General features: G+C 35.7%; 26 protein-coding genes and 3 pseudogenes. 23 read left to right on the forward strand and 6 right to left on the reverse strand.

Going from position 1 to position 26,296, the window contains the following annotated elements:
• Positions 1 to 12 precede the first annotated feature (12 nt).
• The 18 genes and pseudogenes from IGJ04_RS00350 to trxB all read left to right on the forward strand — a co-directional run bounded on the left by IGJ04_RS00350 (position 13) and on the right by trxB (position 12,337).
• Entirely contained in the window at positions 13 to 702 is a 690-nt protein-coding gene (locus IGJ04_RS00350; protein WP_438839768.1) for a DUF6232 family protein, read from the forward strand.
• On the forward strand, positions 699 to 884 hold the full coding sequence (locus IGJ04_RS00355; protein ID WP_438839769.1) for a hypothetical protein: 186 nt from the start codon (positions 699 to 701) through the stop codon (positions 882 to 884). Before IGJ04_RS00350 ends, IGJ04_RS00355 begins: the two co-directional genes overlap by 4 nt.
• A gap of 12 nt (positions 885 to 896) precedes the next feature.
• Positions 897 to 1,343, forward strand: coding sequence for a YwqH-like family protein (locus IGJ04_RS00360; RefSeq protein WP_002357790.1), 447 nt, complete (start codon positions 897 to 899; stop codon positions 1,341 to 1,343).
• 19 nt (positions 1,344 to 1,362) lie between these two features.
• Positions 1,363 to 1,635 carry a hypothetical protein gene (locus IGJ04_RS00365; RefSeq protein WP_002407019.1) on the forward strand — a complete coding sequence of 91 codons (273 nt, stop codon included), beginning with the start codon at positions 1,363 to 1,365 and terminating at the stop codon, positions 1,633 to 1,635.
• 13 nt (positions 1,636 to 1,648) lie between these two features.
• Entirely contained in the window at positions 1,649 to 2,293 is a 645-nt protein-coding gene (locus IGJ04_RS00370; RefSeq protein ID WP_438839770.1) for a DUF4176 domain-containing protein, read from the forward strand.
• A gap of 15 nt (positions 2,294 to 2,308) precedes the next feature.
• The gene (locus tag IGJ04_RS00375) at positions 2,309 to 3,853 is read left to right on the forward strand and encodes a T7SS effector LXG polymorphic toxin (RefSeq protein ID WP_438839771.1); all 1,545 of its coding nucleotides are present in this window, start codon (positions 2,309 to 2,311) and stop codon (positions 3,851 to 3,853) included.
• Positions 3,838 to 4,557, forward strand: a complete 720-nt coding sequence (locus IGJ04_RS00380) for a hypothetical protein (RefSeq protein WP_002361718.1) — start codon at positions 3,838 to 3,840, stop codon at positions 4,555 to 4,557. Before IGJ04_RS00375 ends, IGJ04_RS00380 begins: the two co-directional genes overlap by 16 nt.
• Positions 4,536 to 5,825: pseudogene (locus tag IGJ04_RS00385) on the forward strand (T7SS effector LXG polymorphic toxin); the annotation flags it as partial. The gene IGJ04_RS00380 and the pseudogene IGJ04_RS00385, both read left to right, overlap by 22 nt.
• Positions 5,813 to 6,529, forward strand: coding sequence for a hypothetical protein (locus tag IGJ04_RS00390; RefSeq protein ID WP_438839772.1), 717 nt, complete (start codon positions 5,813 to 5,815; stop codon positions 6,527 to 6,529). The pseudogene IGJ04_RS00385 and the gene IGJ04_RS00390, both read left to right, overlap by 13 nt.
• Positions 6,526 to 7,707, forward strand: coding sequence for a hypothetical protein (locus IGJ04_RS00395; protein ID WP_438840335.1), 1,182 nt, complete (start codon positions 6,526 to 6,528; stop codon positions 7,705 to 7,707). The genes IGJ04_RS00390 and IGJ04_RS00395 overlap by 4 nt, the downstream gene beginning before the upstream one ends.
• Positions 7,695 to 8,426, forward strand: a complete 732-nt coding sequence (locus tag IGJ04_RS00400) for a hypothetical protein (protein ID WP_081115628.1) — start codon at positions 7,695 to 7,697, stop codon at positions 8,424 to 8,426. The genes IGJ04_RS00395 and IGJ04_RS00400 overlap by 13 nt, the downstream gene beginning before the upstream one ends.
• A 5-nt stretch (positions 8,427 to 8,431) precedes the next feature.
• Positions 8,432 to 8,842, forward strand: a pseudogene (locus tag IGJ04_RS00405) (T7SS effector LXG polymorphic toxin); the annotation flags it as partial.
• A complete protein-coding gene (locus IGJ04_RS00410) occupies positions 8,839 to 9,537 on the forward strand; it encodes a hypothetical protein (RefSeq protein ID WP_002413337.1) in 699 nt (232 codons plus the stop codon). The pseudogene IGJ04_RS00405 and the gene IGJ04_RS00410, both read left to right, overlap by 4 nt.
• A gap of 239 nt (positions 9,538 to 9,776) precedes the next feature.
• Positions 9,777 to 10,223, forward strand: coding sequence for a hypothetical protein (locus IGJ04_RS00415; RefSeq protein WP_025189366.1), 447 nt, complete (start codon positions 9,777 to 9,779; stop codon positions 10,221 to 10,223).
• An 8-nt stretch (positions 10,224 to 10,231) separates the two neighbouring features.
• A complete protein-coding gene (locus IGJ04_RS00420) occupies positions 10,232 to 10,354 on the forward strand; it encodes a hypothetical protein (protein ID WP_438839773.1) in 123 nt (40 codons plus the stop codon).
• A gap of 33 nt (positions 10,355 to 10,387) precedes the next feature.
• Positions 10,388 to 10,681: pseudogene (locus IGJ04_RS00425) on the forward strand (DUF5085 family protein); the annotation flags it as partial.
• A 47-nt stretch (positions 10,682 to 10,728) separates the two neighbouring features.
• On the forward strand, positions 10,729 to 11,265 hold the full coding sequence (locus IGJ04_RS00430; protein ID WP_227301199.1) for a hypothetical protein: 537 nt from the start codon (positions 10,729 to 10,731) through the stop codon (positions 11,263 to 11,265).
• A gap of 157 nt (positions 11,266 to 11,422) precedes the next feature.
• Positions 11,423 to 12,337, forward strand: a complete 915-nt coding sequence (trxB, locus tag IGJ04_RS00435) for a thioredoxin-disulfide reductase (RefSeq protein ID WP_002357780.1) — start codon at positions 11,423 to 11,425, stop codon at positions 12,335 to 12,337.
• A gap of 42 nt (positions 12,338 to 12,379) precedes the next feature.
• On the opposite strand, the gene IGJ04_RS00440 is transcribed toward trxB, so the two are convergent.
• The 3 genes from IGJ04_RS00440 to IGJ04_RS00450 all read right to left on the reverse strand — a co-directional run bounded on the left by IGJ04_RS00440 (position 12,380) and on the right by IGJ04_RS00450 (position 15,997).
• Positions 12,380 to 12,841 carry a hypothetical protein gene (locus IGJ04_RS00440; protein WP_010775800.1) on the reverse strand — a complete coding sequence of 154 codons (462 nt, stop codon included), beginning with the start codon at positions 12,839 to 12,841 and terminating at the stop codon, positions 12,380 to 12,382.
• A gap of 196 nt (positions 12,842 to 13,037) precedes the next feature.
• The gene (camE, locus tag IGJ04_RS00445; RefSeq protein WP_438839774.1) at positions 13,038 to 13,538 is read right to left on the reverse strand and encodes a plasmid sex pheromone cAM373 precursor; all 501 of its coding nucleotides are present in this window, start codon (positions 13,536 to 13,538) and stop codon (positions 13,038 to 13,040) included.
• Positions 13,539 to 13,657: 119 nt separating this feature from the next.
• Complete coding sequence (locus IGJ04_RS00450; RefSeq protein ID WP_002360456.1) at positions 13,658 to 15,997, reverse strand: ABC transporter ATP-binding protein/permease; 2,340 nt, start codon at positions 15,995 to 15,997, stop codon at positions 13,658 to 13,660.
• A gap of 124 nt (positions 15,998 to 16,121) precedes the next feature.
• On the opposite strand from IGJ04_RS00450, the gene IGJ04_RS00455 reads away from it, so the two are divergent.
• Positions 16,122 to 16,631: a MarR family winged helix-turn-helix transcriptional regulator gene (locus tag IGJ04_RS00455; RefSeq protein WP_002365578.1), complete on the forward strand. Its 510-nt coding sequence runs from the start codon at positions 16,122 to 16,124 to the stop codon at positions 16,629 to 16,631.
• A 37-nt stretch (positions 16,632 to 16,668) separates the two neighbouring features.
• Here IGJ04_RS00455 and IGJ04_RS00460 read toward each other — a convergent pair whose 3' ends face one another.
• From IGJ04_RS00460 to IGJ04_RS00470, 3 genes are all read right to left on the reverse strand, one after another.
• Positions 16,669 to 17,532: a sugar ABC transporter permease gene (locus IGJ04_RS00460; protein WP_002360454.1), complete on the reverse strand. Its 864-nt coding sequence runs from the start codon at positions 17,530 to 17,532 to the stop codon at positions 16,669 to 16,671.
• A 3-nt stretch (positions 17,533 to 17,535) separates the two neighbouring features.
• The gene (locus tag IGJ04_RS00465) at positions 17,536 to 18,879 is read right to left on the reverse strand and encodes a carbohydrate ABC transporter permease (protein ID WP_002357775.1); all 1,344 of its coding nucleotides are present in this window, start codon (positions 18,877 to 18,879) and stop codon (positions 17,536 to 17,538) included.
• An 85-nt stretch (positions 18,880 to 18,964) separates the two neighbouring features.
• Complete coding sequence (locus tag IGJ04_RS00470; protein WP_002382263.1) at positions 18,965 to 20,215, reverse strand: extracellular solute-binding protein; 1,251 nt, start codon at positions 20,213 to 20,215, stop codon at positions 18,965 to 18,967.
• A 259-nt stretch (positions 20,216 to 20,474) separates the two neighbouring features.
• Here IGJ04_RS00470 and IGJ04_RS00475 point away from each other — a divergent pair, with 259 nt between their 5' ends.
• The 4 genes from IGJ04_RS00475 to IGJ04_RS00490 all read left to right on the forward strand — a co-directional run bounded on the left by IGJ04_RS00475 (position 20,475) and on the right by IGJ04_RS00490 (position 26,260).
• Positions 20,475 to 22,241 (forward strand): glycoside hydrolase family 13 protein, encoded by a 1,767-nt coding sequence (locus tag IGJ04_RS00475; protein WP_016615768.1) that lies wholly within the window; start codon positions 20,475 to 20,477, stop codon positions 22,239 to 22,241.
• Between the two features lie 27 nt (positions 22,242 to 22,268).
• Positions 22,269 to 23,894 carry a glycoside hydrolase family 13 protein gene (locus IGJ04_RS00480; RefSeq protein ID WP_016626466.1) on the forward strand — a complete coding sequence of 542 codons (1,626 nt, stop codon included), beginning with the start codon at positions 22,269 to 22,271 and terminating at the stop codon, positions 23,892 to 23,894.
• 1 nt (position 23,895) lies between these two features.
• Positions 23,896 to 25,509, forward strand: a complete 1,614-nt coding sequence (locus IGJ04_RS00485; protein ID WP_033625423.1) for a glycoside hydrolase family 13 protein — start codon at positions 23,896 to 23,898, stop codon at positions 25,507 to 25,509.
• A 169-nt stretch (positions 25,510 to 25,678) separates the two neighbouring features.
• Positions 25,679 to 26,260: a TMEM175 family protein gene (locus tag IGJ04_RS00490; RefSeq protein WP_002407466.1), complete on the forward strand. Its 582-nt coding sequence runs from the start codon at positions 25,679 to 25,681 to the stop codon at positions 26,258 to 26,260.
• Positions 26,261 to 26,296: the final 36 nt, after the last annotated feature.

Consider the following 26,296-nt stretch of genomic DNA (forward strand, 5'->3'; position numbering starts at 1 on the left):
AGGAGTGGAATTATGAATAATGAATTGTCAAAATTAATTGATATGAAAAAGAGCGAAGAAGAAATTGAAACAAATCATTTTATTATCAAAGATAACATTTTAAGATTTGATCATTTAACTTTACAATTAAGTAACATTTCCAGAATATATGCTGGAACTAAGCGGATGAGAATTCCTGTGATGGCGATAAGCATTTTTGTTTTAGCTTTTGGAACTATTCGGTTTGAAGGATTACGTTGGATTAGTTTAATTATTATGGGATTGACAGGATTGTATATCTATATGGTTTATCAAAGACATCAAAGTAATAAAGAATATTTAATCTTTCAACTAAATTCTGGAGATAATTACTCCCTTTATTTTCAAGATGCTGAATTTTTAAACAAAGTCCGTAATGCAGTTGAAGCAGCATTCAATCACAAAAATATGTATTCAGAAATCAATATTGCGGAACAAAAAATTATTCAAGGAAATCACCATGTAATTCATGGCAACCAGGCCAACTTAAACACAGGGATTCAACAAGGCAATACAATACATTCGAATAATCATGAAGAACATTCGTCAACTACTGTTGGGGATATCACAGATAGTACTATTCATCATTCGACATTTGGCAACCAGAATCATCAAAAAATGAACAACCTGTTTATGATTGGCCGGTACTTGAAACTAATTTTAAAGCAGTCATCACTTCATTGAAAAATGAAGACGAAACAAAACAAGTCAACAGGCAAGCGCTAAAAGCTGTTGAAAAAAAAGACGCAAAACAATTTGAGACAATCATTAAAATGAATCGGAAAATTTTTACGTCCAATCTATTTTTAAATACTGCTAGTGGTGTATTGGCTCAAGTGATTTCAACGATTTTAGGGATTCGATAAAGGAGGAACCTCATGAGTGATGAAGCAATAAAAGCGCAAAAAAGAGCACTGGCAGCCGGAAAGCGTGCTGAAGCCAGTCATTTAAGTAGTCAGGTCAACATGGCACAAGCCAACAAAAATCAAATTGATCAGAAAATTCGAGAATTAGAAAAAGCAATTCGTGAATTAAGTCGAGAGATTCTTAGTATTCATCAATTGAAATCAACCGTTTCTAGTCAGTTAAAGAGTATTTCTGGAAGTAATTTTAAAGGCACACGACGGAATAAGTATAATGAAAAAGTTAGAAAAGTAGATAGTGATTTATCAAAATATGCCACAAAAAATCAAGAAAATTTACAAACGTTTCAACGGAAATTGTCTAACTTACAAGAAGAAGCGCAACGTGAAGCCATGACAATCAGTTCATTAAATTCACAAATTTCGGCACTATTATCAATAGCAATGAGTTTGGATTCTTAATAAAGGAGTGAAAAAAATAATGAAAAGCGGTGTAAATTTATCGGAATGGATGCAATCTGTCAATAAAGCAAACAGCACAATTTCAGGAATTGGCAAAATGAAAACTGTATCTTTTTCTCAAACAAATGCGCGACCTTTTACAGAATTCAAAACAATGATAGAGCAAATCAATTCTTCTCTAGAAAGTTACAAAGAATTTGCAAAAGGAAGCACCAATAAAATGATTGCTGCCGGAAAAAATAAAGCCAATGATGATAAAGCGGGAGCTGCTACTATGAAAATTAGTCAATAAGGAGTGAAGAAAAATGAATCAACAACAAAAGGAGTTGTGGGTGGCTACTATAGAAAGTAGTAACCTGACTGGAGAAATAACAAAGGACACCATAAACGAACTCGGTTTAATTTTGGGCGGTCAACCCCAATTAGCTCAAAATATTTATCAAAGTTTCCTCAATCAAACCACAAGTTATGAACATAAACCAAGAATTGGCGCGATTATTCATATTAGTTTTGATTATGAAGAGGAAAGAGTCACTTTTGCTTGGTTAAAAAAACAAGTTGTATTGACCGTGCCACAATTTAAACGATTTATGGGTTTCGTTGATACAATTTTTACAGAAATCTATCCAATTGGAACCATTGTCGAATTAGATGAAGAATTATTAACCGAAGATGTTAAAGTGCTTTTTACTACAGATGTATTAGGTTTATTTGTTTCTGTTCAAGGGAGAAAATTAACCATTCCAGAAACGCAAATGATGATTGATTACGTAGGAACTTTATGGCCATTTGGATTACAAGCAGAGGTGGAGCCAATTTATTTTAACTCGGTCATGGTAAAACGAGTTATTTCAGAATGGCCTACTAATGCGTACGAGGAAAAGTTTACTTTTGAAGTTTTGAGAAAACAATTGGTGCAAGATGAAAAATATTCGTGTACGTATGTCTAATGAGGAGGTGGGCAAATGAAAATTAATATACGTGAAGTAATGGAAGCTAAAAACAAAATTACTTCTTCCAGAAATAAACTACAAGCAGAAATCAATCGTGCCAAAAGCGATTGGAAAACAGTCCAAGGAAGTGATGCTTTATCTGGAAAAGTCAAAACAGCTATTAATGGTGAAATTGGTAATTACCAACTACCGATGCTAACCAATTATTATGATCTTTTACATACAATAGCACAAGAAATGGAAAAAACAATTAGTGATTTTAAAGCTAGTGTGAAGGAAAATAGTGAATCAGCCATCATTGATACAGATGCCTTAAACGAAGCGGAAGGAAAATTTTCAACGCCGTTATCAAATTTTGCGAAATTAGATAAGAAAATTAGTAACATCTACAGTTCTGTGGCACATATCGTCCCTATTTCCGCACCATCCAGTCAATTTAATAAAAAAATGGAAGAGGCTAAGAAAGTCTTGACGAAAACACTGAAAGGCATGGATACCTTTAACGAATACAAAGCAGGCAGTACTGTCAAAGACAAACTAGCCCAACAATCTAGTCAAATCACGAAAGTCGGAGGATTAAGCTATAGCAATCCCAAATCATTGGAAATATTTACGGATAAAACATTTAAAAATGAAATAAAAGAAGCGCATAAAAAAGTCCAGGAAGAAGAAAAAGATAGACTTGCTTTTGAAAAAGACCATCCAATTTTAATGGCTATGGATGGCAATTTAACAGAAGAAAAGTTAGACGAACTAGATAAATTAATTAATCATGCGATAGCAAAAGGTGTTGTTTCAGGAAAAAAATATATAAACCATATGAAAAAATTATACATTTCTTCCAGAATTAAACGAATGTCAGACGGTACTTTAGTCATCAAAAAAGCCGGGAAATGGTTGAGTAAGTTTGATAAACTAACCGGAATTGATAAATATATGAGAAAAGGCAAAGACTTTACTCGACTAAGCACCTCAGGAGGCTTAAAACAGTTTACTGATTTAGGTGATTCATTACTAGATAAATTGAAGTTAGTGGATAAAAATGTTGTATTAAAAGGATCAAAACAAGCCTTTAAAGAATCAGTTAAAGGTATTGGTAAAGGAACTTTAAAGAGTGCTGGTGGTGCGTTGAAAAAAAGCGTAAGTTTTGGGATTAATGGTGTTGTGAAAGATGCCAAAGCATTAGTCAATGCAAAAGGTGCAGGAAAAATTGTGCCAGGGTTGAACATAGCTTTAGGAGCTGTAGATGTCGTTCAAGGAATCAGTAAGAGTGAGAAACAAGCCAGAAAAGACGGATTGAAAGGGCAAGAAATTACCGCAAGTAAAGTGGGTGGTGCATTGGTGGATGTCGGGAAAGTAGCGGTGACCACGGCGGCGATAGGAGCGGCTGGGGCAGCTTTGGCTATAGTTGGAACACCTGTATGGGGAGTTGTAGTAGCAGGGATGGGAGTTGGTTGGCTTGTAAATAAAGTAGATAAAGATAATAAATTTACGGAAAAAGCTAAAGGGGCAATTAATTCAATGATAAAAGGAGTGTCTGGATGGTTCAAAAGATGAACATAATGTCAAAATATATACCTAATCAACACAAAAAATATGCTGAAAAAAGTATCACTAAAAATTCCTATAAAAATGGAATACTTCTTTATATCGTTCTATTGACTGGAGTTATCTTTACTCAAACTTTTGGAGAAAAGCAAGGTGGTCAACTAATTTTTTTAAATGTTCAAACGATATGTATTTTCATATTCCTACTTCAAAATATTGCTAACTATTATTTAAGTGAGAAATTTAAAAAGTATAGAAAATATTTTTCAATGGGTCTATATTTGTCAGCTATTTTGGCAATATTTTTAATGTTAGCTTATATATCTTTATTGGTCTCACAATCAATAAAAGTATTTACTTTTTCATCTCTTCTTTTGATTGGTATATGGATAATAGTAGAAACAATTTATCTAATAATCATTTTATATTCTACTAAAACAGAAACTATGAATTTAAGAGATGCTACAGCACAGTTTTTGTTAAATGGAGTAAGTATTTTAGGGGGAATATGTATTATATTATCCGAAATTCTGAATAAATTAGAATTAGGTATTTTAGGTTTTATTTTCTTGGGAGTAATGATTTTATTTCTAGCAACATTTCACTTTCCAAGAATTTTGAAGTATTGGAAAAAAGAACCAGAAAATAATAAAAATGACTCTGTATATGGTAATTCCATTGAAATGATGAAGAACAAGAAAACAAAAAAATAGAAACATTTCTTCCAGAATTAAGTGAATCAGCCATCATCGATACAGATGTCTTAAACGAAGCGAAAGGAAAATTTTCAACGCCGTTATCAAATTTTGCGAAATTAGATAAGAAAATTAGTAACATCTACAGTTCTGTGGCACATATCGTCCCTATTTCCGCACCATCCAATCAATTTAATAAAAAAATGGAAGAGGCTAAAAAAGTCTTGACGGAAACGCTGAAAGGCATGGACACTTTTAATGGACGCAAAGCAGGCAGTACTGTCAAAGACAAACTAGCCCAACAATCTAGTCAAATCACGAACGTCGGAGGATTAAGCTATACCAATCCAAAATCACTGGCAATATTTAATGAAATAAAAGAAGCGCATAAAACTGTAAAAAAAGAAGAAAAACTTGATTTTAAAAAAGAACATCCACTCATAGCAGCCATGAACGAGAATCTAACCGAAGCAGATTTGCAGGAATTGGATAAATTGATAAATAGTTCGTTGGCAGGTTCTATAAAAGAAGGGAAGCGGTGGACAAAGCATGTTAAAAACTTATACATTTCTTCCAGAATTAAACGAATGTCAGACGGCACTTTCGTCATCAAAAAAGCCGGGAAATGGTTGAGTAAGTTTGATAAACTAACCGGAATTGATAAATATATGAGAAAAGGCAAAGACTTTACTCGACTAAGCACCTCAGGAGGCTTAAAACAATTTACTGATTTAGGTGATTCATTACTGGATAAATTGAAGTTAGTGGATAAAAATGTTGTATTAAAAGGATCAAAACAAGCCTTTAAAGAATCAGTTAAAGGTATTGGTAAAGGAACTTTAAAGAGTGCTGGTGGTGCGTTGAAAAAAAGCGTAAGTTTTGGGATTAATGGTGTTGTGAAAGATGCCAAAGCATTAGTCAATGCAAAAGGTGCAGGAAAAATTGTACCAGGGTTAAATATAGCCTTAGGAGCTGTAGATGTCGTTCAAGGAATAAGTAAGAGTGAGAAACAAGCCAGAAAAGACGGATTGAAAGGGCAAGAAATTACCGCAAGTAAAGTGGGTGGTGCATTGGTGGATGTCGGGAAAGTGGCGGTGACAACGGCGGTTATTGGAACAGTAGGAAGTGCAATTGCGGTGGCAGGTGGCCCAGTATGGGCTGTAGTTCTAGGTGGAATTGCTATTTCTGCTGGATTAGAAGAGATAAATAAAAGAACAGGTGCTACAAATATGGCTAAGAAAGCTATTAATTCAATGGTAAAAGGAGTATCTGCATGGTTCAAATAAAAGAAATGTTGAAAAATTTTATCCCGAGTACTTACAAAAAGGTATCAAGAAAATCCTTTACCAGTAAGTCCTTCCTTAGCATTATAGGTGCATTTGTCTTTATATTAGGAATTTTATTTCTTTTCTCTATTTCACTTGATATGAAAGAAACACTAAATACTAGCTTGAATGATAAACTCATATATTTATCCTATGGAACTATATGTGCTAATCTTGTAGGTTTGGTTTTGTTTAGAAAGGAGAGACTACAAAAATTTGTAATTATAATTCCGTATATTACTTGTATCTTAATGTTCTATATAATTATGGCAATAGGTGCATCAATGACAGATAATCCAGTTTCTGATTTAAAATTAGGGATGGTTGGAAGTAACTTACTATGGATTATTGGCGTTCTTATAAATACAGTCTTAGTATGGAAATCAGTGAAAACTTCACATTTTAAAATACGAGATAAATATGCAAACTACTTTATGAATAGCCTATCAATAGCAGGGATTATATTTTTCTTTGTGAGTAAAGTGATTAATAATTTTACTTATGCATATACAGGCATGGTGTTTCTAATTGCAACGCTACAAATACTTGCGACCTTTCACTTTCCAAGAGTTCTTAGATACTGGAAAAAAGAACCAAAGAATGAAAATGCCTCTATATATGGCAATTCCATTGAAATGATGAAGAACAAGAAAACAAAAAAATAGAAACATTTCTTCCAAAATTAAGTGAATCAGCCATCATTGATACAAATGCCTTAAATGAAGCAAAAGGAAAATTTTCAACGCCGTTATCAAATTTTGCAAAATTAGATAAGAAAATTAGTAACATCTACAGTTCTGTGGCACATATCGTCCCTATTTCCGCACCATCCAATCAATTTAATAAAAAAATGGAAGAGGCTAAGAAAGTCTTGACGGAAACGCTGAAAGGCATGGACACTTTTAATGGACGCAAAGCAGGCAGTACTGTCAAAGACAAACTAGCCCAACAATCTAGTCAAATCACGAAAGTCGGAGGATTAAGCTATAGCAATCCCAAATCATTGGAAATATTTACGGATAAAACATTTAAAAATGAAATAAAAGAAGCGCATAAAAAAGTCCAGGAAGAAGAAAAAGATAGACTTGCTTTTGAAAAAGACCATCCAATTTTAATGGCTATGGATGGTAATTTAACAGAAGAAAAGTTAGACGAACTAGATAAATTAATTAATCATGCGATAGCAAAAGGTGTTGTTTCAGGAAAAAAATATATAAACCATATGAAAAAATTATACATTTCTAGTCGTATCAAACGTCTGCCAAATGGAAAATTGGTAATGAGACGAGCAAAAGGCTGGCTAAAAAAATTAGATCAATTAGCAGATATTGATGATTATGTGCCAAAAGGTCATCGGTCATTAAGTATCACTGCATCGGGGACCGCAAAGGGAACTCTAAAATCAATGGGGAAATCGTTAAAGAAAGGATTATCTTTTGGCGTTAACGGTGTTGTGAAAGATGCCAAAGCATTAATCAATGCAAAAGGTGCAGGAAAAATTATTCCTGGATTAAACATAGCGGCAGGTGCTGTGGAGGTTGTGCAAGGAATAAGCAAGAGTGAGAAACAAGCCAGAAAAGACGGATTGAAAGGGCAAGAAATTACCGCAAGTAAAGTTGGCGGTGCATTGGTGGATGTCGGGAAAGTGGCGGTGACAACGGCGGCGATAGGAGCGGCTGGTGCTGTAGCAGGATTTTTTGGCGCTCCTGTTGTGGGTGTGGTTTTAACTGGAATTGCGGTCTCAGGAGCAATTAATTATGCAGATAAGAAATGGAAAGTAACTAATTCTTTAAAATCTGGAATAAATTCAATGGTAAAAGGGGTGTCTGGATGGTTCAAATAAAAAGTATTTTTAAAAATTTTATTCCAACGAATTATAAAAAATATAGTTTAAAGGAGTATACAAATAAATCATTTTTACTGTCAGGAAGTGGATATATATTTTTGCTTTTATTTTGGCTTTTAGGTAGGTGGTCTGGAAGATCTTCGGGAACCATAACAGATGAAACCAATCAGTTTATTTTAAACTTTTTAAAGATAATTATGCAATTACTAATATTAGATGTTGTATGTTTAATGTTATTTAAAATAAAAAAGCTGCAAAAATATTTAGCTGTATTTATTTATGCGTTAGGTATGTTATTTTTAATAATTTTGTGTGCATTTACAGCATCATTATCAGATAACACAACTAATGTATTTATATGGGAGCTTATTCTTGTTTTTAGTTGTCTATTTTTGCAGGTTGTTTATAATTTTGTTTTAACTTTCATCTCCTTGAAAAAAAATAATCTGAGCATTCGAGATAAATACGCAAATTATTGTATGAACTTTATTGGCATTTTCGGATTATTAATTCTTCTTTTAGCAAAGATATTGGATAATAGCTCATTGTTTTTTATAGGATTTTCTATCACAATATCTATACTTATGAATATTGGAATTTTCCATTTTCCTCGTGTAATACGATATTGGAAGAAAATACCATCGATTGATTTAAACAAATCTGCATATGGAAATTCAATTGAGATGATGAAGAATAAGGAAAATAAAAAGCAGTAACTACTATAAGTTTTGAGATTAACAGTGTTGGGAAAGGTGCCAAAGCATTAATCAATGCAAAAGGTGCAGGAAAAATTATTCCCGGATTAAACATAGCGGCAGGTGCTGTGGAGGTTGTGCAAGGAATCAGTAAGAGTGAGAAACAAGCCAGAAAAGACGGATTGAAAGGGCAAGAAATTACCGCAAGTAAAGTTGGCGGAGCATTGGTGGATGTCGGGAAAGTGGCGGTGACAACGGCGATGATAGGAGCGGCAACCGCACTTTTACCAGCCACTGCATCAATAGGAGCAGTTGTTGGTGTGGGAATAATAGCAGGTTGGACAGCAAATACAATTGATAAGAAACTAGGAGTTACTTCGGAAATGAAAAAAGGTGTCAACTCTCTAATAAAAAGTGCGCGAGGATGGTTTTCATGATAAAAAATTATGTACCTACGAAATATAAAAACTATAACAAGAAGCCTTTTACAAAACAATCGGCTAAGAAAGTGTTGAGCGCTTATTTACTGTTGCTTATTAGTTTGATAGTTATACAAATATTTGATAAAGAGAAAGAAACACATCAAAATTTTTTAAGCATACAGTCTATTGGAGCTGTTATCTTATTTGTACTTTCATTAATCGTTTATCTACTATTTGATAAGAAAAACATACAAAAATATTTAGCGTTAATTATGTATTTTTCATCAATATTGTTTACTTTTTTTGCTATAGCATTTTTTAGCTTCTTAGCAGAAAATCCTGTAAAAGTATTTATTGAAAGTATTAGTTTATTGTTTATTCTGCTTATTTTTTTAGAGTTTGTATATATGCTGATTGTTTTCATTTCGTTAAAAATTAATAATTTGAATTTACGAGATATGGTTGCTATGTTCATTATGAACGGAGTGAGTTTGCTTGGAATTGGTTTAATCGTTTTATCAGAAGCTAAAGACAATATATCATTTGGAGTTTTTGGAGCTACAGCAATAATAGCGGGTTTACTTATTTTAGCAACATTTCATTATCCTAGAGTATTACACTATTGGAAAAGACAATCAGATATTGATAGCAATGTATCTGTATATGGGAATTCCATTGAAATGATGAAGAACAAGAGAACCAAAAAATAGCTATATTTCTTCCAGAATTAAACGAATGTCAGACGGTACTTTAGTGATCAAAAAAGCCGGAAAATGGTTGAGTAAGTTTGATAAACTAGCCGGAATTGATAAATATATGAGAAAGGGCAAAGACTTTACTTGACTCCAAGCACGTAAGGAGGCTTAAAACCAGCCTTCTAAGATTCAGTCAAAGGAATTGGTAGGTATTGAAAAATTTAAAAATAGATCGATTTTAGGAAATTAATTTAATGAAAAGAGGGAAGAAGATGATTGAAAAAGTATCATTGGAAATGAACAATTTAGTGTATATTGAAAAACGAGCAACAACAGATCAATTAGTGGATTTAATTTTACAATCAGAAGAATTAACTTATGAAGAAGGTTTTTATAAAAATGGACCAACAATGATTGAACTAAAACCAACTGAATTAAGTGAAGAACAACAAACGTATAAATTTTATATTCCTGTGAATGAGCCAGTTGAAAGTGGCGAGATTTTTACTGTAGAAAATATTCATTATGATCATCTAGTTCGTAAAAGAATTCCTTTTGATGATGAACTTGGTGCTAATATTGAGGAAATGACGGATTACTTGCTGGAACAAAAGATTGAATTTGACGATAAATTATTGTTGGTAATGACCTTAGTTTATGATGAATATTGGGTAGATGTTTTAATCCCAACAAAAGAGTAGGTGAAAAAATGAGAAAAACAATTGGCTATAAACAATCATTACATTATCAAAATGTCATCAGTTGTTATTATGTAACGACTTCAGAGGAGATGGGTCGTTGTTTAGAAGATGCTTTGGAAACAATTTTTTAAGCAGATTATTCTTTATCAGACAGCTTTTTCTATTCAATGAATTCTGACATTCGTGAAGAAGAATTGCTGATTCAAGTTTTTTTACCTGTCAATGAAGAATGCCAAGAGAATCTTCCAGCAGAATATCGTTTCCAATCTTATTTTCAGGTGAATAATATGTTAGCAACTAGAGCAAAAGGCGATAAGCTATCTGAATTCTCTAAAGCATTAGAAGAGTTAATCACTATAGTTGTTCAGGAAGATTTGACAATTGTTTCACCAATTTTCTATTGTCCGCAAGTAATAGATAATAAGGTATACACTGATTTGATGATTGGTGTTAAATAGTTTTGAACTGATTAGAGTTTTCTCGTAAGGAAAGAGGAGAGAAAAGTTTGAGTTTGCTTATAAATGAGGAAGAGATATTTGAAGTGAGACTGACTAAGGCAGATGGGTACAAAAAAATTGGTATAGGACTAGGTGTTATTTTTGTCACACTTAGTTGCTTGGTATGGTTTTACTTTCCACTCTATAAAAATCCAGTGACAAGTAATATAATTTTTTTTGTTTTTTTAACAGTAGTGGCTATACTAATCAGTGCTTTATCCTTACTTAAATTAATATGTATGTTTGCTTTTTTGATAATCGAAACCGGGATTAATGAGACTAAGTATATCAGAAAATATGGTGGCATTTTATATAGAATGGACAGTCATGGTTTGTCATATCATGAAAAGGGATTTCTAATAGTGCGTGGTTGGTCGGAGGTCATTGATGTAGGACTTTTCAGACAAATGGAAAGTGAGGTTATTTATAATTATCAAATAAAATTTAGTGATGGTGATAGACACACTTTTGATTTAAGAGGGAATTATCCAACGATAGCATTCAAAGAAAAAATTGAAGAATTCTGGTTTAAATACAATAGCTAAATTAATCTTCCTTCCCCCTCCTAGAAAACACAAAACCGTGGTACAATAACTTACGTAGTAGACACACCTACTCCGAATGTCAAAAAAGGGCAGAAAAGTAGACAAGAAATTGTTTAAGGAGTAAAGTAAACTTACTTAAAATTTTGGGGGAAATAAAATGTATGATGTAATTATCATTGGTGCCGGTCCTGCTGGGATGACGGCAGCACTTTATGCATCACGGTCCAATCTTTCTGTATTGATGATTGAACGCGGTGCGCCTGGTGGGCAAATGAACAACACTGCTGAGGTAGAGAATTACCCAGGCTTTGATTCTATTATGGGTCCAGAATTGGCCTATAAAATGTATGAAAATGTAGAAAAATTTGGTACGGAAAATGCGTATGGCATTGTGATGGGCATTGAAGACCACGGATCTTATAAAGAAGTGATTTGTGATGACAAATCTTATGAAGCTAAAGCGGTAATTATTGCAACAGGCTGTGAACACCGAAAATTGGGTGTAAAAGGCGAAGAAGAATTTGCTGGCCGTGGTGTTTCTTATTGTGCCGTTTGTGACGGTGCTTTCTTTAAAAATAAACGCTTAGTAGTCGTTGGCGGCGGCGATTCTGCAGTTGAAGAAGCAATCTATTTAACGCAATTTGCTTCTGAAGTAGTGATTGTTCACCGTCGTGATGAATTGCGTGCGCAAAAAATCATTCAAGATCGTGCCTTTGCAAATGAAAAGATTTCCTTTGTTTGGGATACAGTTGTCGAAGAAATTGTTGGCAATGAAATGGTCGTGACAGGTGTGAAAGCACGGAATGTCAAAACAGATGAAGTTTCTGAAATTGAAGCAAACGGCGTGTTCATTTACGTGGGGCTAGATCCATTAACAGAACCATTTAAAAAAGCTGGTATTACGAATGAGGCTGGTTGGATTGAAACAGACCAAGAAATGAGAACAAAAATTCCTGGTGTTTATGCCATTGGTGATGTCCGTGAAAAAACATTGCGTCAAATCACGACAGCGGTCGGTGAAGGCGGTATTGCTGGACAACAAGTATTTAACTATATTGAAGAATTAAAATAAAAAAATGCTTTTGCCTTTAAGAATAAGGGCAAAAGCATTTTTTTAATAGGTTCCTTTAATGACAAAATAAGAGCCGCGAATGGTTCCAGCTAATTTTGATTTTTGACGAGCAAATTTGAATTTTCCTTCAAATTCTGCAGGGATTGCCATACTATCTGAAAGTTTAAACCCAACGGCGCGTTTGCCTTCATCAGCTAATGTGTACATCACGTTAACTGCTAAGCCGTTTTCATAAAATACATAGGCCATTTTTATGCCATCTAAAGTGAAAGAAGAAATTTCAAGTGGCTTGTAAGGGAAATGTAACGCTCGTTCCAATAAAATTTTTTCAATCCAGGCCAATGTTTCTGGAGCTTCAGAGGCAGGGACGGTCGTAAAGCGATGTTTGTATTTATTCCAAAAATAGCGAGCTTCATTCGCTCTTAGTCCAGCAAGGGCAGGTGCCACTGGTGAACTTTCTAAACCAATAGTGGCTACTTCTTTAAAATCAACTGTATAAACCATGAATTGATACTCCCATCTTTTCTTTTAAACTAAGTATAACGGTAGCAGGGGTAACGAACAATTATTATTACTTAAAAGAATGAAATTGGGACAGAACGATCGGCTTCAGAAAATGTTAAGATTTCCGAATGCGTAGGTTCTGTCCCAAAGAGTATTTTAAGATTTGGTTATTTCGTGATAAGTTATACGCTTGTACTTATTTATTGGCATCTAAGGTAACTTTTTCATCTGCCGTAGTCGTTTTAACATCTACTGTATAAACAAGTTTATTGTTATTTTTGGTTAACTTCCAAGTTAAAATACGTGGAGAAAGTCCTCCAACTTCTTTTTTTGCTTTGGCTAAAACGTCGTTAACAGCGCCTAATTCTTTGACTTCAGCAGCTGAAAAGGCTGTCTCGTTTTCGCCAAGTTGATTTGTTTCAGTATTTTTGGTGACTTTTCCTGTTTCAGGATTCACGTAAAGTGTTTCTGTATCGTTGGTAAAGATATAGCTGTAGTCACTTTCTGGTTTTGTATCAAATTGGACATTTACTAATGGTTTGCTGTTGCCGGCTTCTTTTTCGTAGATTTCAGCAGCTTGCTGCAAACTAACTTTGTACTTTGTATCCGTGACGGCATCTTTTCCTACGCCGCAACTAGCTAAAATAAAAATAGCTCCTAAAAGTGAAAAAAATAGTAAAAATGTTTTTTTTAACATGAAATTACCTCGTTTCCTTTTATTAAGTATTCACAATCACTTAGTATACGGAGGTTTTATAAGAAATACAAATAAAAAAACAATCCTTTAAGAGAAATTAAAGGATTATTTTTTGTTATTTATTCTGCACGTAAAGCAACTGCCGCATCTTTTTTCGCTGCCATTCGGGCAGGAATATGGCCACCAATCATGGTTAAGATTGTGCTAATTACAATCAAAATAATCCCGTGAATTGGATTTAAGGTGGCAACATTTTCTAAATCAGTCAGGTTATAGAGCACTGCATTGATCGGAAATGTTGCGAGAAAGGCAATCACAACACCAAGAATACCAGAGGCAACGCCTAAAATAGCAGTTTCGGCATCGAACACCCGGGTAATATCTTTTTTACGAGCTCCTAACGCTTTCAGAATACCGATTTCTTTGGTCCGCTCAATGACAGAAGTATAGGTGATAATCCCAATCATAATCATACTTGTAACAAGGGAAATCCCAGCAAATGCAATCAGCACATAGGTGATGGCATCCATTAAACCACCTGTTAAGCGGGTCATTGTTCCAGCTAAATCAGAATAGATGATTTGGTCTTTTTTATCTTTTCCTTTGTTATAAGCATCTAAATAATCAAGAATTTTATCTTTTGATTTGAAGTCGTTTGGATAAATCATAATACTTGAAGGGATTTCGTTCGCTCCTAAATAAGACAATAGGTTTTCTTTCGCGGAAGCATCTAATGTTTCGTTAGTCATAACGTTAGTGTTGCTGGCTTCTTGCGCTTTAACAATATCAGAGGTTTTGTTTTTGGCAATCATATTAGTTGAAAGTGCATCGCTATAAGCAATTCCAGGTGCTAATAGATTCATTGTTGAAGAATCTTTAATTCGCAAAATCCCTGAAATTGTTAATTCAGTATTTTCTGGGTTATCGTAAACAGCTTGCAAATCTTGGTTAGGAATGAAGTTGCCTGTCGGTAATTTGGTGTAAAATGCATTATTATTGGCTAATTTCATTTTTGTGCCAACAATGTCTGAAAAGGCAATCTTTTGATTATCTTTCACGTCAAAGCCAAGATTTTTTAAAGCATTAATATTGGTGGTATTGTTACTATCAACGATTAAAACGACATCGGTTTCTTTTTCTGGATAATTTCCTTCAAGCAACGAGTAATTGTCTTTTAAGAAATTGTTTTTTCCATTTTCTAGTTGTTTAGGAAAAGCAGAAACGCCGACGCCAGTTTGGGCAGCCATCATAGAAGCCATCGCGTTTGATTGGCCGTCGGGTGCATCGTTTGAAAATTTGACAGCTTGTGCTTTCCCGTTGATTTCTCTTAATAAGTTCATATTGACTAGACGAGTATAGCCGATATTATTACTTAATTCAGGATCAATGTGATTGACATAGTCAATAAACTTTTGATCAATTAAATTCGTGTGTTGCGCACGGTCCGCATCGCTAATTTTAGCAGTTACTTCTTTTTCTTTCGGGAAGGTGCCTTTTTTGTCCTGATTATTGAAACTTTCTGGATCTTGATCGGTCGCTATTTTAGAAATGGTAATCGGAAATTGCGCTAACGTTTCCGACTGAGTTTTATCAATTTGTTTCTGGAATCCTGTTGAAAGAGAAAGGACAATCGCGATACTGATAATTCCGATACTTGAAGCAAAGGCGGTTAAAAAAGTTCGCCCTTTTTTAGTGCGGATATTATTAAAAGATAAACGCAACGCAGTCGTGAATTTCATTTTGGTGCGTTTCAATTCGAAAGGTTCTTTTTTTTCATGTTCAATATGAGGACGCGAGTCATGACGAATTTGGCCATCTGAAAATTCAATAATTCGATCAGCGTATTCGTGAGCTAATTCAGGATTGTGGGTCACCATAATAACTAATTTTTCTTTCGAAAGTTCTTGGATAAGTGCCATAATTTGCAGACTGGTTTCTGAATCCAATGCACCAGTTGGTTCATCACAAAGTAAAATATCGGGATCATTAGCTAAAGCACGAGCAATGGCAACCCGTTGCATTTGACCGCCAGATAATTGGGAAGGTTTTTTATGGATATGGTCCTTCAAACCGACACGGATGAGTGCATCTTCGGCTTTTTGGCGTCTTTCTGCTTTTGAAATACCACTCAGTGTCATACCAAGCTCGACATTATCCAAAATCCCTTGATGACTAATTAAGTTGTAACTTTGAAAAATAAAACCAATTGAGTTATTCCGATAAGCATCCCAGTCGGCTTCTTTAAAATTTTTTGTTGATTTGCCGTTAATGATTAAGTCACCAGAATCGTAATTGTCCAATCCGCCAATCACATTCAACATCGTCGTTTTACCAGAGCCACTGGGACCCAGAATGGCTACAAATTCTTGTTTTCGAAAAGCGACAGAGACGCCATCTAAAGCTTTAGTGGTCGTTCCGCCGACAGTATAATATTTTTTTATCTCTTTGAGTTCTAGCATATTTTTCGCATCCTTCTTCCAATTTATCAACAACACAACCTTAAGTTAGTGTATAACGTAACATAATAGTTAACAAAAATCAATCATTACCATTTGATAATCAAGTGAATTTAGTATACACTAGGTGGGAAACGAGGGAGAACATATGGATAAAGAGAAGCATTCATCAAATTTAGATATTAGTGTCTTTACTGAAATTTTTTCATATATGAGCCAATTGCTTTTTAAAGACCTAGACTTGGAGGATCTAAAATTAACCAAGTTAGACATGTTAATTTTATTAATTGTGGCAACGAATGAAGGAATTAGTATGACGGAGTTAGCCAACCAAGTAGGAACGTCGAAAGTTCAAGTGAGTCGCTCTATTGCGGGGTTAGAAGAACGAGCGATTGTTCAACGTCGCCATAATCAAGAAAATCGCCGCGTGGTTAATGTTTATACGACAAAAGAAGGCGAGAAGCTCTTTAAGCAAAAAGAAAATCAAGTAAAACAGCAACTATCTGAAACACTTAGTGTTCTTTCGTTAGAGGATTATCAAGAAGTCAATCAACACTTTTTGGCGGTCATGAAAATTTTGTCCAATTATCAAGCGCTACGAAGAAAAACGTGTAAGGAAAACAACGCCAAAAAATAAAAAACATCGTTTGGCTATAAACCAAACGATGTTTTTTCTAGCCTTTGACAGAGCCAGAAGTCACGCCTTCTACATAGAAACGTTGCATTAATATAAATAAAATAGTAATTGGAATGGCAATTAGCACACATCCAGCTGTAAAAGCCATGAATAGTGAATTAGCTGTTGATTTGGTCATCATCGAAAAGAGACCAATCGCAACGGTGTAATTTTCAACTTTATCACCCATAATAACTTTTGCGAAAATAAAATCCATCCAAGGGCCCATGAAGGCGGTTAAAGAAGTATAGACAATAATTGGTTTCGACAATGGCAACGTAATTTTTGTGAAAATTTGCCACTTGTTGGCACCGTCAATCATAGCCGATTCGTCTAAAGCCATCGGAATGGTATCGAAGAACCCTTTGGCGATGTAAAAACCTAGCGCCGAGCCTGCAGAGTAAACCAGAATTAAAGCGAATAAACTTTCAGTTAAATTTAAGGCTTTTAAAATATAGTAAACGGCAATCATGCTCATAAAACCAGGGAACATATTTAAAACGAGCGCCACTTTTAAAAATGGTTTTCTTAAGCGGAAACGCAACCGTGACAGCGCATAAGCCATTGCGATTGTAATAAAAGTTGATAACAGACAGCTTGCGATGGAGACGAACAAGGTGTTCAAAAACCAACGGACAAAGGGGAAGTTGCCAGTCTGATTTGTTAATAATACTTTATAATTTTCTAAAGTGAATGTTTTGGGAATGATATAGGGAACAAATGCACCGCCTTCGCCACGAAAACTTGTTAAGATAATCCACACAATGGGGAACATCCAAAAAACTGCTAAAATGGTTAGAATGATGTAAACGCTGGTAAGTGCAGTGCGTTGTTTTTTCTGGTAACTTTTTGCTTTAGCCATAAGTTACGCCTCCTTAAATGAATTCGTCCGTGTATAGGCAATTAAACTGAAGACTGCGGAAAGAATGAAGATTAAAATACCAATCACAGAGGCTAAATTGTAATCCATTGTATCGACAGTCAATTTGTATAACCAGGTAACTAAAAGGTCAGTTGAGCCTGCACCGTAGAAGTTAGAATTGGCTGGCCCACCACCTGTTAATAGATAAATGACATTGAAGTTATTGATGTTGCCGATAAACTGTTGAATTAGCGCCGGGGTCATCACAAATAGAATTTGTGGAAATGTAATACTTTTAAAAATTTGCCATTTATTGGCGCCATCAATTCTAGCAGCTTCGATTTGATCTTCAGGGAGATTTTGGATAATCCCTGTAGAGATTAACATCGTAGCAGGAATACCAATCCACATATTGACAACAATAATGGTTAATTTTGCCCAATTCGGATCTGTTAAGAAGGGGATAGAAGAATCGATTAAGCCCCAATTTAACAACAGAGCATTGATAGGTCCAGAACCATTTAAGAGGTTTCGCATAATTAAAAGTGAAACAAACGGAGGTACGGCCATCGTGATAACAAAAATAGTCCGCCAAAACGCTTTATATTTTAAGCCTTTTGTATTGATAAGCAAGGCTAAAATGATTCCAAAAAAGAAACAAGTTGCGGTTGCGAAAACAGCCCAAATCAAGGTCCAGCCAAGTACTGGAAAGAACGTTGAAGCCATATCGCCTGTGATTACATTGCCTAGATTTGCCAATCCAACCCAAGTAAAAAGGTTTTTCGGTGGCAAATGGTTATGGTCGTAGTTGGTAAAGGCAATTGAAATCATATACAACAACGGCAAGATGGTAAAGAAAAGAACGCCTAGTAAGGGGATCGTCATTAAAGTTGCATGGAAACGTTCGTTTAACAAGCTACGTAAATCATCCATAGTTGTTGGAATTTTTTTGCCGGCTGTCTTTAATTCATATAGGTGACGGGCGCTTTTTAAATTGATTACATATAAAATGATTAGCGATAAACAGACTAAAATTGCTGCAATTCCGAATAATAATAAGAGCATTGAATTATCGCCTTCTTTTAGAACTTCAATCCCTAAAGAATCATCATATACTAATCCTTGCTGTTGGGTCCCTAGTGTTCCTAGCATCATTAATGCGTGGAAACCATTACGGATTAACCAATAGATAAAGCCAATTTCAGCTGTTAAAAAGATGATTCCCTTTAACCACTGCTTGTTGGCGAAGTTTGCAGCACCCATAACTAAAAAAGATAGTTTTGTAGCGAAGTCGCCTTTTTTAAAGACCTCTCGAAATGACGTCTGGGCTTTCTTTTTCTTGAACATCTTCGTTCACTCACTTTCTACTTAAATAAAAAAGATAGAGGAAATGGGACAGCAGATTGAAGCTCGTCCCATTTCTTTACTCTTTTTATTCTTTTGCTTCTTTTGATGTGTCTTGGACTAATTTATCTAATTTTGCTTGATAGTCCGCAGGTTTGATATTGCCTTTGTACGTATCATTGATCACTGCATCCATCGCAGGCCAGAATGAAACGATTTCTGGGATTTTTGGCATTACCACAGAGTGGGTTGGTTGTGCCATTTCTAAGATAGCTTTTGCAACAGTATCTTGTGTGATTTCTTCGTTTGTTTGTAATTTTTTGTTTGAAGGGACAAAGCCGATTTCTTTGAAGTAAGTCATTTGTGCTTTTTCGCTGGTTAAATAGTTTGCTAATGTCATTGCGGCCAATGGTGCTTGTGTTTGTTGGTTGACAGCAAAACTACGAACGCCCAAGAAAGCTTTCATTTGTTTTTCTCCATTGCCAAAATCAATGGTTGGATAGGCAGCAGCCCCCATTTTGTCGCCAAGAGCTTTTTCTACATCGTTTTTAGACCAAGGGCCAGAAAGGAAGGCATCCGTTTTGCCAGAACCTAGATTAGACAATGCTTCTGTATTTGATTGGATCACACCAGGATTATTTTTTTGATCGGCAATCCATTGTAATACTTCTATACCTTGTTGGTTATTAAAGTTGGTACCTTTTGGATCTTCGCCATTTTCACCATATAAGTAATCGCCGTTACTCATAAATAGAGGACCGAAGATATAATTTGCGCCATCTTCGCCAAAATTGGTACCGATTTTGCCTTTTTCAGTTAAAGACTTCCAAGTTTTGATTTCCTCTGGAGAATACGTATCTTTGTTATAATAAAGAACTTGTGACTCTACGGCATAAGGGTAGGCATAGACTTTGTCTTTCCAAGTGACTCCTGCGACTGCCGAGTCGATATTGTTTTCTTTGACTTCTTTTTCATATTTTGTGTTAGGGTAAATCAGACCAGCTTCTGCCATTTGACCAATTTGATCATGTGGCATCATGAAAACATCTGCGGCAGCTTTAGGATCTTTTGCAATGTCTTTTTTAGCATCTGCCGAATTTCCAGCAGTTAAGTTAACTTTAATATCGGGGTTTTCTTTTTCAAAATCGGCGACAACTTTTTTAAAGACGCCCATATATTCAGTATCAACCCATAATTTTACGTCACCAGCTGCTTTATTTGCTGAACCGCTTTCATTTTCAGCTTTCGTTTTTTCTGCGCCACCACAGGCAGTAAGTAAAACCGCGGAAGCACTTAAAAGGATACCGCCCATTAAAATCTTTTTCCAATTCGCTTTCATTTTTGAACCCTCCAAAAATTATTTTTTACAAGTCTTATTATGCAACCGATTGCGGAAATAATCAAGTGTTTTTCATCGAGAAAGTTAAAAAAGTTTTTTTGTTATAAATAACATACTGTTTGTTTGAAGTGGTGTATACCACTAATTAAGCATTTTAAATAAAAAAATAAAAAAGGGTATACAAATGCAATCGTTTGCGCTAAAATGTGTTCGAGTATTAGAAAATACACGAAAAGCGACAATTAAAGGAGAGAATTAAATGAACACTGCTGCAATCTACCATCGTCCAGAAAGTGAATTTGCTTATCTTTATACAGAAGAAACCATGCATATTCGTTTGCGTACGGCAAAAGGCGACATTGCCTCTGTCCAATTAGTGCAAGGAGATCCTTATCTTTTAGGAAAAGAAAAGTGGTACCAACAGTCGTTAACCATGGAGAAGTTAGTATCTACGGAGTTATATGATTACTGGTTTATTGCATTAAGTGCAAAATTTAAACGCCTTTCATATGCTTTTACTTTAGTAGGGACGGATGGCTTGACGGCGTTTTATGGCGAACACGGCATTTATCCTTTAGAAGAAAAGTATTTAGCGATGGCGAATAATTATTTTCGGATGCCGTATTTTCATGAAATCGATCGTTTTAAAGCACCTGAATGGGTAAAAGAAACGGTTTGGTATCAAATATTTCCAGAGCGTTTTGCAAATGGTGATCCCGCCAATGATCCTGAAGGGACGTTGCCGTGGGGATCTAAAAGACCAGATCGACAAGATTTTTTTGGTGGGGATTTGCAAGGGGTGCTAGATCATCTTGATTACATTGAAGATTTAGGTGTTAACGGCTTATATTTTTGCCCAATTTTTGAAGCGTTTTCTAATCACAAATATGATACGATTGATTATTTAAAAATTGACCCAGCTTTTGGTGATGGTGCTACCTTTAAGCGTTTAGTCGAAGAGTGTCATCGACGGGGCATTAAGATTATGTTGGACGCCGTTTTTAATCATATGGGGGACACTTCGCCTCAATGGCAAGATGTGTTAAAAAATGGCCAGGACTCAATTTATGCCGATTGGTTCCACGTAAATGAGTTTCCAGCTAGCTATGAAGAAAGTGCTGATTTTGAAGAAGCAAGCAACATTACCTATGATACTTTTGCATTCACTCCGCATATGCCTAAATTAAATACAGCAAATCCAGAGGTGCAAGCCTATCTTTTAGAAATTGCTCGTTATTGGATTGAGGAATATGATATTGATGCCTGGCGTTTAGATGTGGCAAACGAAGTGGATCATGCGTTCTGGAAAAAATTCCGGCAAACATGTGATGACGCAAAAGAAGATTTTTATATTTTAGGAGAAATTTGGCACTCGTCGCAAAGCTGGCTCCAAGGAGACGAATTTCATGCAGTGATGAATTATGCATACACAGATGCGATTATGGGCTACTTTGTCAAGCAAGAACTGTCCTTGGAAAAGATGCTTTCTGAAATGAACAACCAGTTAATGCTCTATCGACAACAAACGAATCAAATGCAGTTTAATGTTTTAGATTCCCACGATACACCACGCTTATTGCATGAAACGAAAGAGGATAAAGAGTTGATGCGCCAAGTATTAGCGTTTACGTATATTCAACCAGGCGTCCCTTGTCTTTACTATGGTGATGAAATTGGTATGACAGGTGATATGGATCCTGATTGTCGTCGTTGTATGGTTTGGGAGGAAAATCAGCAAGATTTGGATTTGAAGGAATTTGTAAAATCATTGATTGCCCTTCGCAAAAAGTATGCGGCTGTTTTTTCTGGTGGAACAATCGATTGGACAGGAACTTCTTTTGAAACGGGGTTGATTAGACTCGCTTGTCGTTTGGAGGAACAAACGATCTATGGGATTTTTAATACTGGCCAAGAGACACAATTTGTTGATAGAACTGATCGAGAAGTTTTGCTAAGTTCTTCTATCGAAATTGCTTCAGAACAGATAATGGTTTTACCAAAAGGTTTTCTTTTATATCAAGCATAATAATTAAGCAAAGGAATGTGAAGAAGAATGGAAAAACATTGGTGGCAAGAAGTCGTGGTTTATCAGATTTATCCTCGCAGTTTTAAGGATAGCAATGGAGATGGCATTGGAGATTTACCAGGAATTATTGAAAAATTGGATTATTTGGAAACGTTAGGCATTGGGGCTATTTGGTTATCACCAGTTTATCAATCACCCAATGATGACAATGGTTATGATATTTCTGATTATGAAGCGATTATGACAGAGTTTGGGACGATGGCGGATATGGATCGTCTAATTGAGGAAGCGAAAAAGCGAAAGATTGAAATTATTATGGATTTAGTGGTTAACCATACGTCAGATGAACATCGTTGGTTTATTGAAGCGAAAAAAAGCAAGGAGAACCCCTACCGAGACTATTATGTATGGGCTGATCCTGCTTCAGATGGCGGTGTGCCTAACCGATTGAAATCTGCCTTTTCGGGTTCGGCGTGGACGTTTGATGAAGCGAGTGGGCAATACTATTTGCATTTGTTTAGTAAAAAACAACCAGATTTAAATTGGGAAAACCAACAAATGCGTCAGTCGGTTTACGAGATGATGAATTTTTGGATTGATAAAGGAATTGGCGGTTTCCGTTTAGATGTAATTGACTTAGTGGGTAAAATTCCAGGAGAAGAGATCACCGCGAATGGACCTCATTTACATCGTTATTTACAAGAAATGAACGCCGCGACATTTGGCGGCAAAGAGCTGTTAACTGTAGGTGAAACATGGGGGGCCACACCTGAGATTGCAAAAATGTACTCTAGTCCAGAGCGTCATGAATTATCTATGATTTTTCAGTTTGAACATATGAGCTTGGATCAACAACCAGGTAAAGAAAAATGGGACCTTCAGCCAATGGAAGTTGCCAAGTTGAAACAGGTTTTTGCAAAATGGCAAACAGAATTAGGAAATGATGGCTGGAATTCTTTATTTTGGAATAACCATGATTTACCGAGAATGATTTCACGTTGGGGAAATGATCAGGAACATTGGTTGGAAAGTAGTAAGTTATTCGCTATTTTACTGCACATGATGAAAGGCACACCTTATATTTATCAAGGGGAAGAAATTGGTATGACCAATACGCCGATTACAGATATTCGTGAAGCGCGGGACATCGAAACGATTAACATGTACCATGAGTATCTAGAAAAAGGATATTCTAAAGAAGAAATTTTGCTGAAAATTAATACTAAAGGTCGCGACAATGCACGCCGGCCTATGCAGTGGACCGCTGAAAAAAATGCGGGCTTTACGACGGGTACACCTTGGATTGATGTTAATCCCAATTATCAAACGATTAACGTCGCTGCTGCTTTGGCAGATAAAAATTCACTATTCTATACGTACCAAGAAATGATTCGTTTGAGAAAAGAACATCCTTTAATTGTTTGGGGCAACTTTGAATTGCTAGAAACAGTGGACGAAGTGATCAGTTTTTATCGTACCTATGGTGAGGAACGCTGGCTTGTTGTAACGAACTTTTCTGACAAAGTTCAGCCATTTTCTGCAGACGTTCATGTAGAACAAGTAATGATTGAAAATATGCCGACAGATGTCACTGCTTTAGCAGATTATTCGTTAGCGCCTTGGCAAGCATTTGTTGTGAAAGTGAGTCAATAAGATGGACCAATGGTGGAAAAATGCTGTCGGTTATCAAATTTATCCTCGGAGTTTTAAAGATAGCAACGGGGATGGCATTGGTGATTTGCAGGGAATTATTGAGAAATTACCGTATTTAAAAGAACTAGGGGTCGATTTTTTATGGTTAAATCCGATTTACACTTCGCCAAACGTTGACAATGGTTATGATATTGCGGATTATCAAGGGATTCAGCCAGAATTTGGTACGATGGAAGATTTTCAAGAACTTTTGGATCAAGCGCATCAATTAGATTTGAAGATTATTCTTGATCTGGTAGTCAATCATACAAGTGATCAACATCCGTGGTTTGTTGAAGCGAAAAAAAGTTTAGATAATCCGTATCGTGAGTATTATTTATGGGCCGATGCGACACCAGAACGTATGCCGAATGAATGGCAAAGCTTTTTTGGTGGCTCGACTTGGACGTATGACGAGGGTACAAAGCAAGCATATTTTCATGTGTTTGCAAAAGAGCAACCTGATTTGAACTGGAAAAATCCTAAAGTTCGTGAAGAGATTTATGCGATGATTCGCTGGTGGTTAGATTTGGGAATTGATGGTTTCCGATTGGATGCGATTAGTCATATCCAAAAAGAACCTTGGGATTTTAAAATTACCACGAATCCGTGGGCTCCCTTTATGAATGTAAAAGGCATTGAAGACTATATGCTGGATTTGAAAGCTATTTTTGCTGAGTATGACATCATGACAGTGGGGGAAGCTAGTGGTGTTTCAAGTAAAAAAGCGGTGGAATGGACCAATGATACGGGCTATCTAAATATGATTTTTGAATTAGAGCACAATGTTCGAGAAGGAAAGCCAGGAGAAGAACGGTTAAATATTTTAGGCTATAAAAAAGTAATGGCTCGCTGGCAAAAGCATTTAGGGACAGAAGGCTGGAATGCATTATATGTAGAAAATCATGATAATCCCAGAATCAATTCAATTTTAGGCGATGAAACCTCTCATTCTGCTAAGGCGATTGGAACAATCGCCTTGCTCTTGCGAGGAACGCCGTTTATTTATCAAGGACAGGAAATCGGCATGGTTAATTATCCGTTTCAACAGATTGACGAGTTAGATGCTAAAGATTCCCATAACCATTATCGTTTGCTTATAGAAAATGGCTACGATGCGAAACAAGCATTAAAAGAAGTGGCGCATTGGACGCGGGACCATTCGCGTACGCCTATGCAGTGGACGAATCAAGAGGCAAGTTCATTCACCTCGGGGCATCCGTGGTTAGCAATTCATCCCAATTTCAAAGAAATAAATGTGGCTGACCAAGAAACGGATGCGCAATCCGTGTTGAATTATTATAAAAAGTTAATTGCGCTGCGGAAAGAAAATCCAGTCTTTACAGATGGACAGTTTGAACTATTAGCGCCCAATCATCCGTCTGTTTTTGCTTTTTTAAGAAAAACAACTGAGGCAACAGCGTTAGTGATTGTCAATTTAAGTGGAGAAAAGTGCCAATTTGACTTGCCGAATAAATTACTAGGCAGAAAGTGGCAACAATTGTTAGGAAACCAAGAGTTTACAGTGGAGAAACGGATGCGGTTAGCACCTTATCAGGCAGGGGTCTTCCAATAACTGATTTGTTCTATAATGAGTGCAAGAGGCTTACTTTTAAGTAGGACTCTTGCACTCGTTTTTAGGAACTTCAACAACCGAGAGACTTCATAAATAATTGAATTTTTACAGAAATGCGTTATACTTACTTTGGGTAAGTTATTTAATTTTATGAAAGTAGGGGGAAATGATGCCGAAAACACGTGTAGAAGCATTTACAGATGCAGTCATTGCGATTATTTTAACGTTATTAATTTTAGAATTAAAAATTCCTGAAAAAGCAGATTGGTCTGCTCTGACTCAATCTGGACACAAAATCATTATTTATTTAATTAGTTTTGTTACTTTATTAATTTACTGGAACAATCATCATCATTTATTTCAAAGTGTCCGTAAAATTGATGGACGTGTCCTTTGGATGAATAATTTTTTAATTTTGACGTTGACGTTTTTCCCGTTTGTTACTGGTTGGGTAGGTGAACATCCATTTTCTTGGCCGCCACAAGCTTTGTATGGCTTAGTAGTATTAGGAGCTGATGTTGCTTATTATCTAGTGGTGCGGGCATTGATTCAGGCAAATGGGCCCAAATCCGAAGTACAACGTTTGTTTGGCCACTATCCAAAATTAACGCTTTCGATTGTGTTGAATATTATTGCGTTGATTGTGGGTAAACTGGTAGCGCCAATCGCTGTTCTGATTATTGATACGATTGTTTTAGTTATGTGGTTTATTCCTGAGCGAAAAGCAGAAATAAAGGAAATTTTAAAGTAGTCATTTTTTATTTATAACAAAAAAGTCATAAATCTT

It is taken from the genome of Enterococcus sp. AZ050, assembly GCF_051715085.1.
GTDB classification, from domain to species: Bacteria; Bacillota; Bacilli; order Lactobacillales; family Enterococcaceae; genus Enterococcus; species Enterococcus faecalis.

Coding starts and splice junctions, on each gene's coding strand:
- IGJ04_RS00350 (WP_438839768.1), top strand. CDS start 13: ATGAATAATGAATTGTCAAAATTAATTGATATGAAAAAGAGCGAAGAA.
- IGJ04_RS00360 (WP_002357790.1), top strand. CDS start 897: ATGAGTGATGAAGCAATAAAAGCGCAAAAAAGAGCACTGGCAGCCGGA.
- IGJ04_RS00365 (WP_002407019.1), top strand. CDS start 1,363: ATGAAAAGCGGTGTAAATTTATCGGAATGGATGCAATCTGTCAATAAA.
- IGJ04_RS00370 (WP_438839770.1), top strand. CDS start 1,649: ATGAATCAACAACAAAAGGAGTTGTGGGTGGCTACTATAGAAAGTAGT.
- IGJ04_RS00375 (WP_438839771.1), top strand. CDS start 2,309: ATGAAAATTAATATACGTGAAGTAATGGAAGCTAAAAACAAAATTACT.
- IGJ04_RS00380 (WP_002361718.1), top strand. CDS start 3,838: ATGGTTCAAAAGATGAACATAATGTCAAAATATATACCTAATCAACAC.
- IGJ04_RS00390 (WP_438839772.1), top strand. CDS start 5,813: ATGGTTCAAATAAAAGAAATGTTGAAAAATTTTATCCCGAGTACTTAC.
- IGJ04_RS00400 (WP_081115628.1), top strand. CDS start 7,695: ATGGTTCAAATAAAAAGTATTTTTAAAAATTTTATTCCAACGAATTAT.
- IGJ04_RS00410 (WP_002413337.1), top strand. CDS start 8,839: ATGATAAAAAATTATGTACCTACGAAATATAAAAACTATAACAAGAAG.
- IGJ04_RS00415 (WP_025189366.1), top strand. CDS start 9,777: ATGAAAAGAGGGAAGAAGATGATTGAAAAAGTATCATTGGAAATGAAC.
- IGJ04_RS00420 (WP_438839773.1), top strand. CDS start 10,232: ATGAGAAAAACAATTGGCTATAAACAATCATTACATTATCAAAATGTC.
- trxB (WP_002357780.1), top strand. CDS start 11,423: ATGTATGATGTAATTATCATTGGTGCCGGTCCTGCTGGGATGACGGCA.
- IGJ04_RS00440 (WP_010775800.1), bottom strand. CDS start 12,841: ATGGTTTATACAGTTGATTTTAAAGAAGTAGCCACTATTGGTTTAGAA.
- camE (WP_438839774.1), bottom strand. CDS start 13,538: ATGTTAAAAAAAACATTTTTACTATTTTTTTCACTTTTAGGAGCTATT.
- IGJ04_RS00450 (WP_002360456.1), bottom strand. CDS start 15,997: ATGCTAGAACTCAAAGAGATAAAAAAATATTATACTGTCGGCGGAACG.
- IGJ04_RS00460 (WP_002360454.1), bottom strand. CDS start 17,532: ATGGCTAAAGCAAAAAGTTACCAGAAAAAACAACGCACTGCACTTACC.
- IGJ04_RS00465 (WP_002357775.1), bottom strand. CDS start 18,879: ATGTTCAAGAAAAAGAAAGCCCAGACGTCATTTCGAGAGGTCTTTAAA.
- IGJ04_RS00470 (WP_002382263.1), bottom strand. CDS start 20,215: ATGAAAGCGAATTGGAAAAAGATTTTAATGGGCGGTATCCTTTTAAGT.
- IGJ04_RS00475 (WP_016615768.1), top strand. CDS start 20,475: ATGAACACTGCTGCAATCTACCATCGTCCAGAAAGTGAATTTGCTTAT.
- IGJ04_RS00480 (WP_016626466.1), top strand. CDS start 22,269: ATGGAAAAACATTGGTGGCAAGAAGTCGTGGTTTATCAGATTTATCCT.
- IGJ04_RS00485 (WP_033625423.1), top strand. CDS start 23,896: ATGGACCAATGGTGGAAAAATGCTGTCGGTTATCAAATTTATCCTCGG.
- IGJ04_RS00490 (WP_002407466.1), top strand. CDS start 25,679: ATGCCGAAAACACGTGTAGAAGCATTTACAGATGCAGTCATTGCGATT.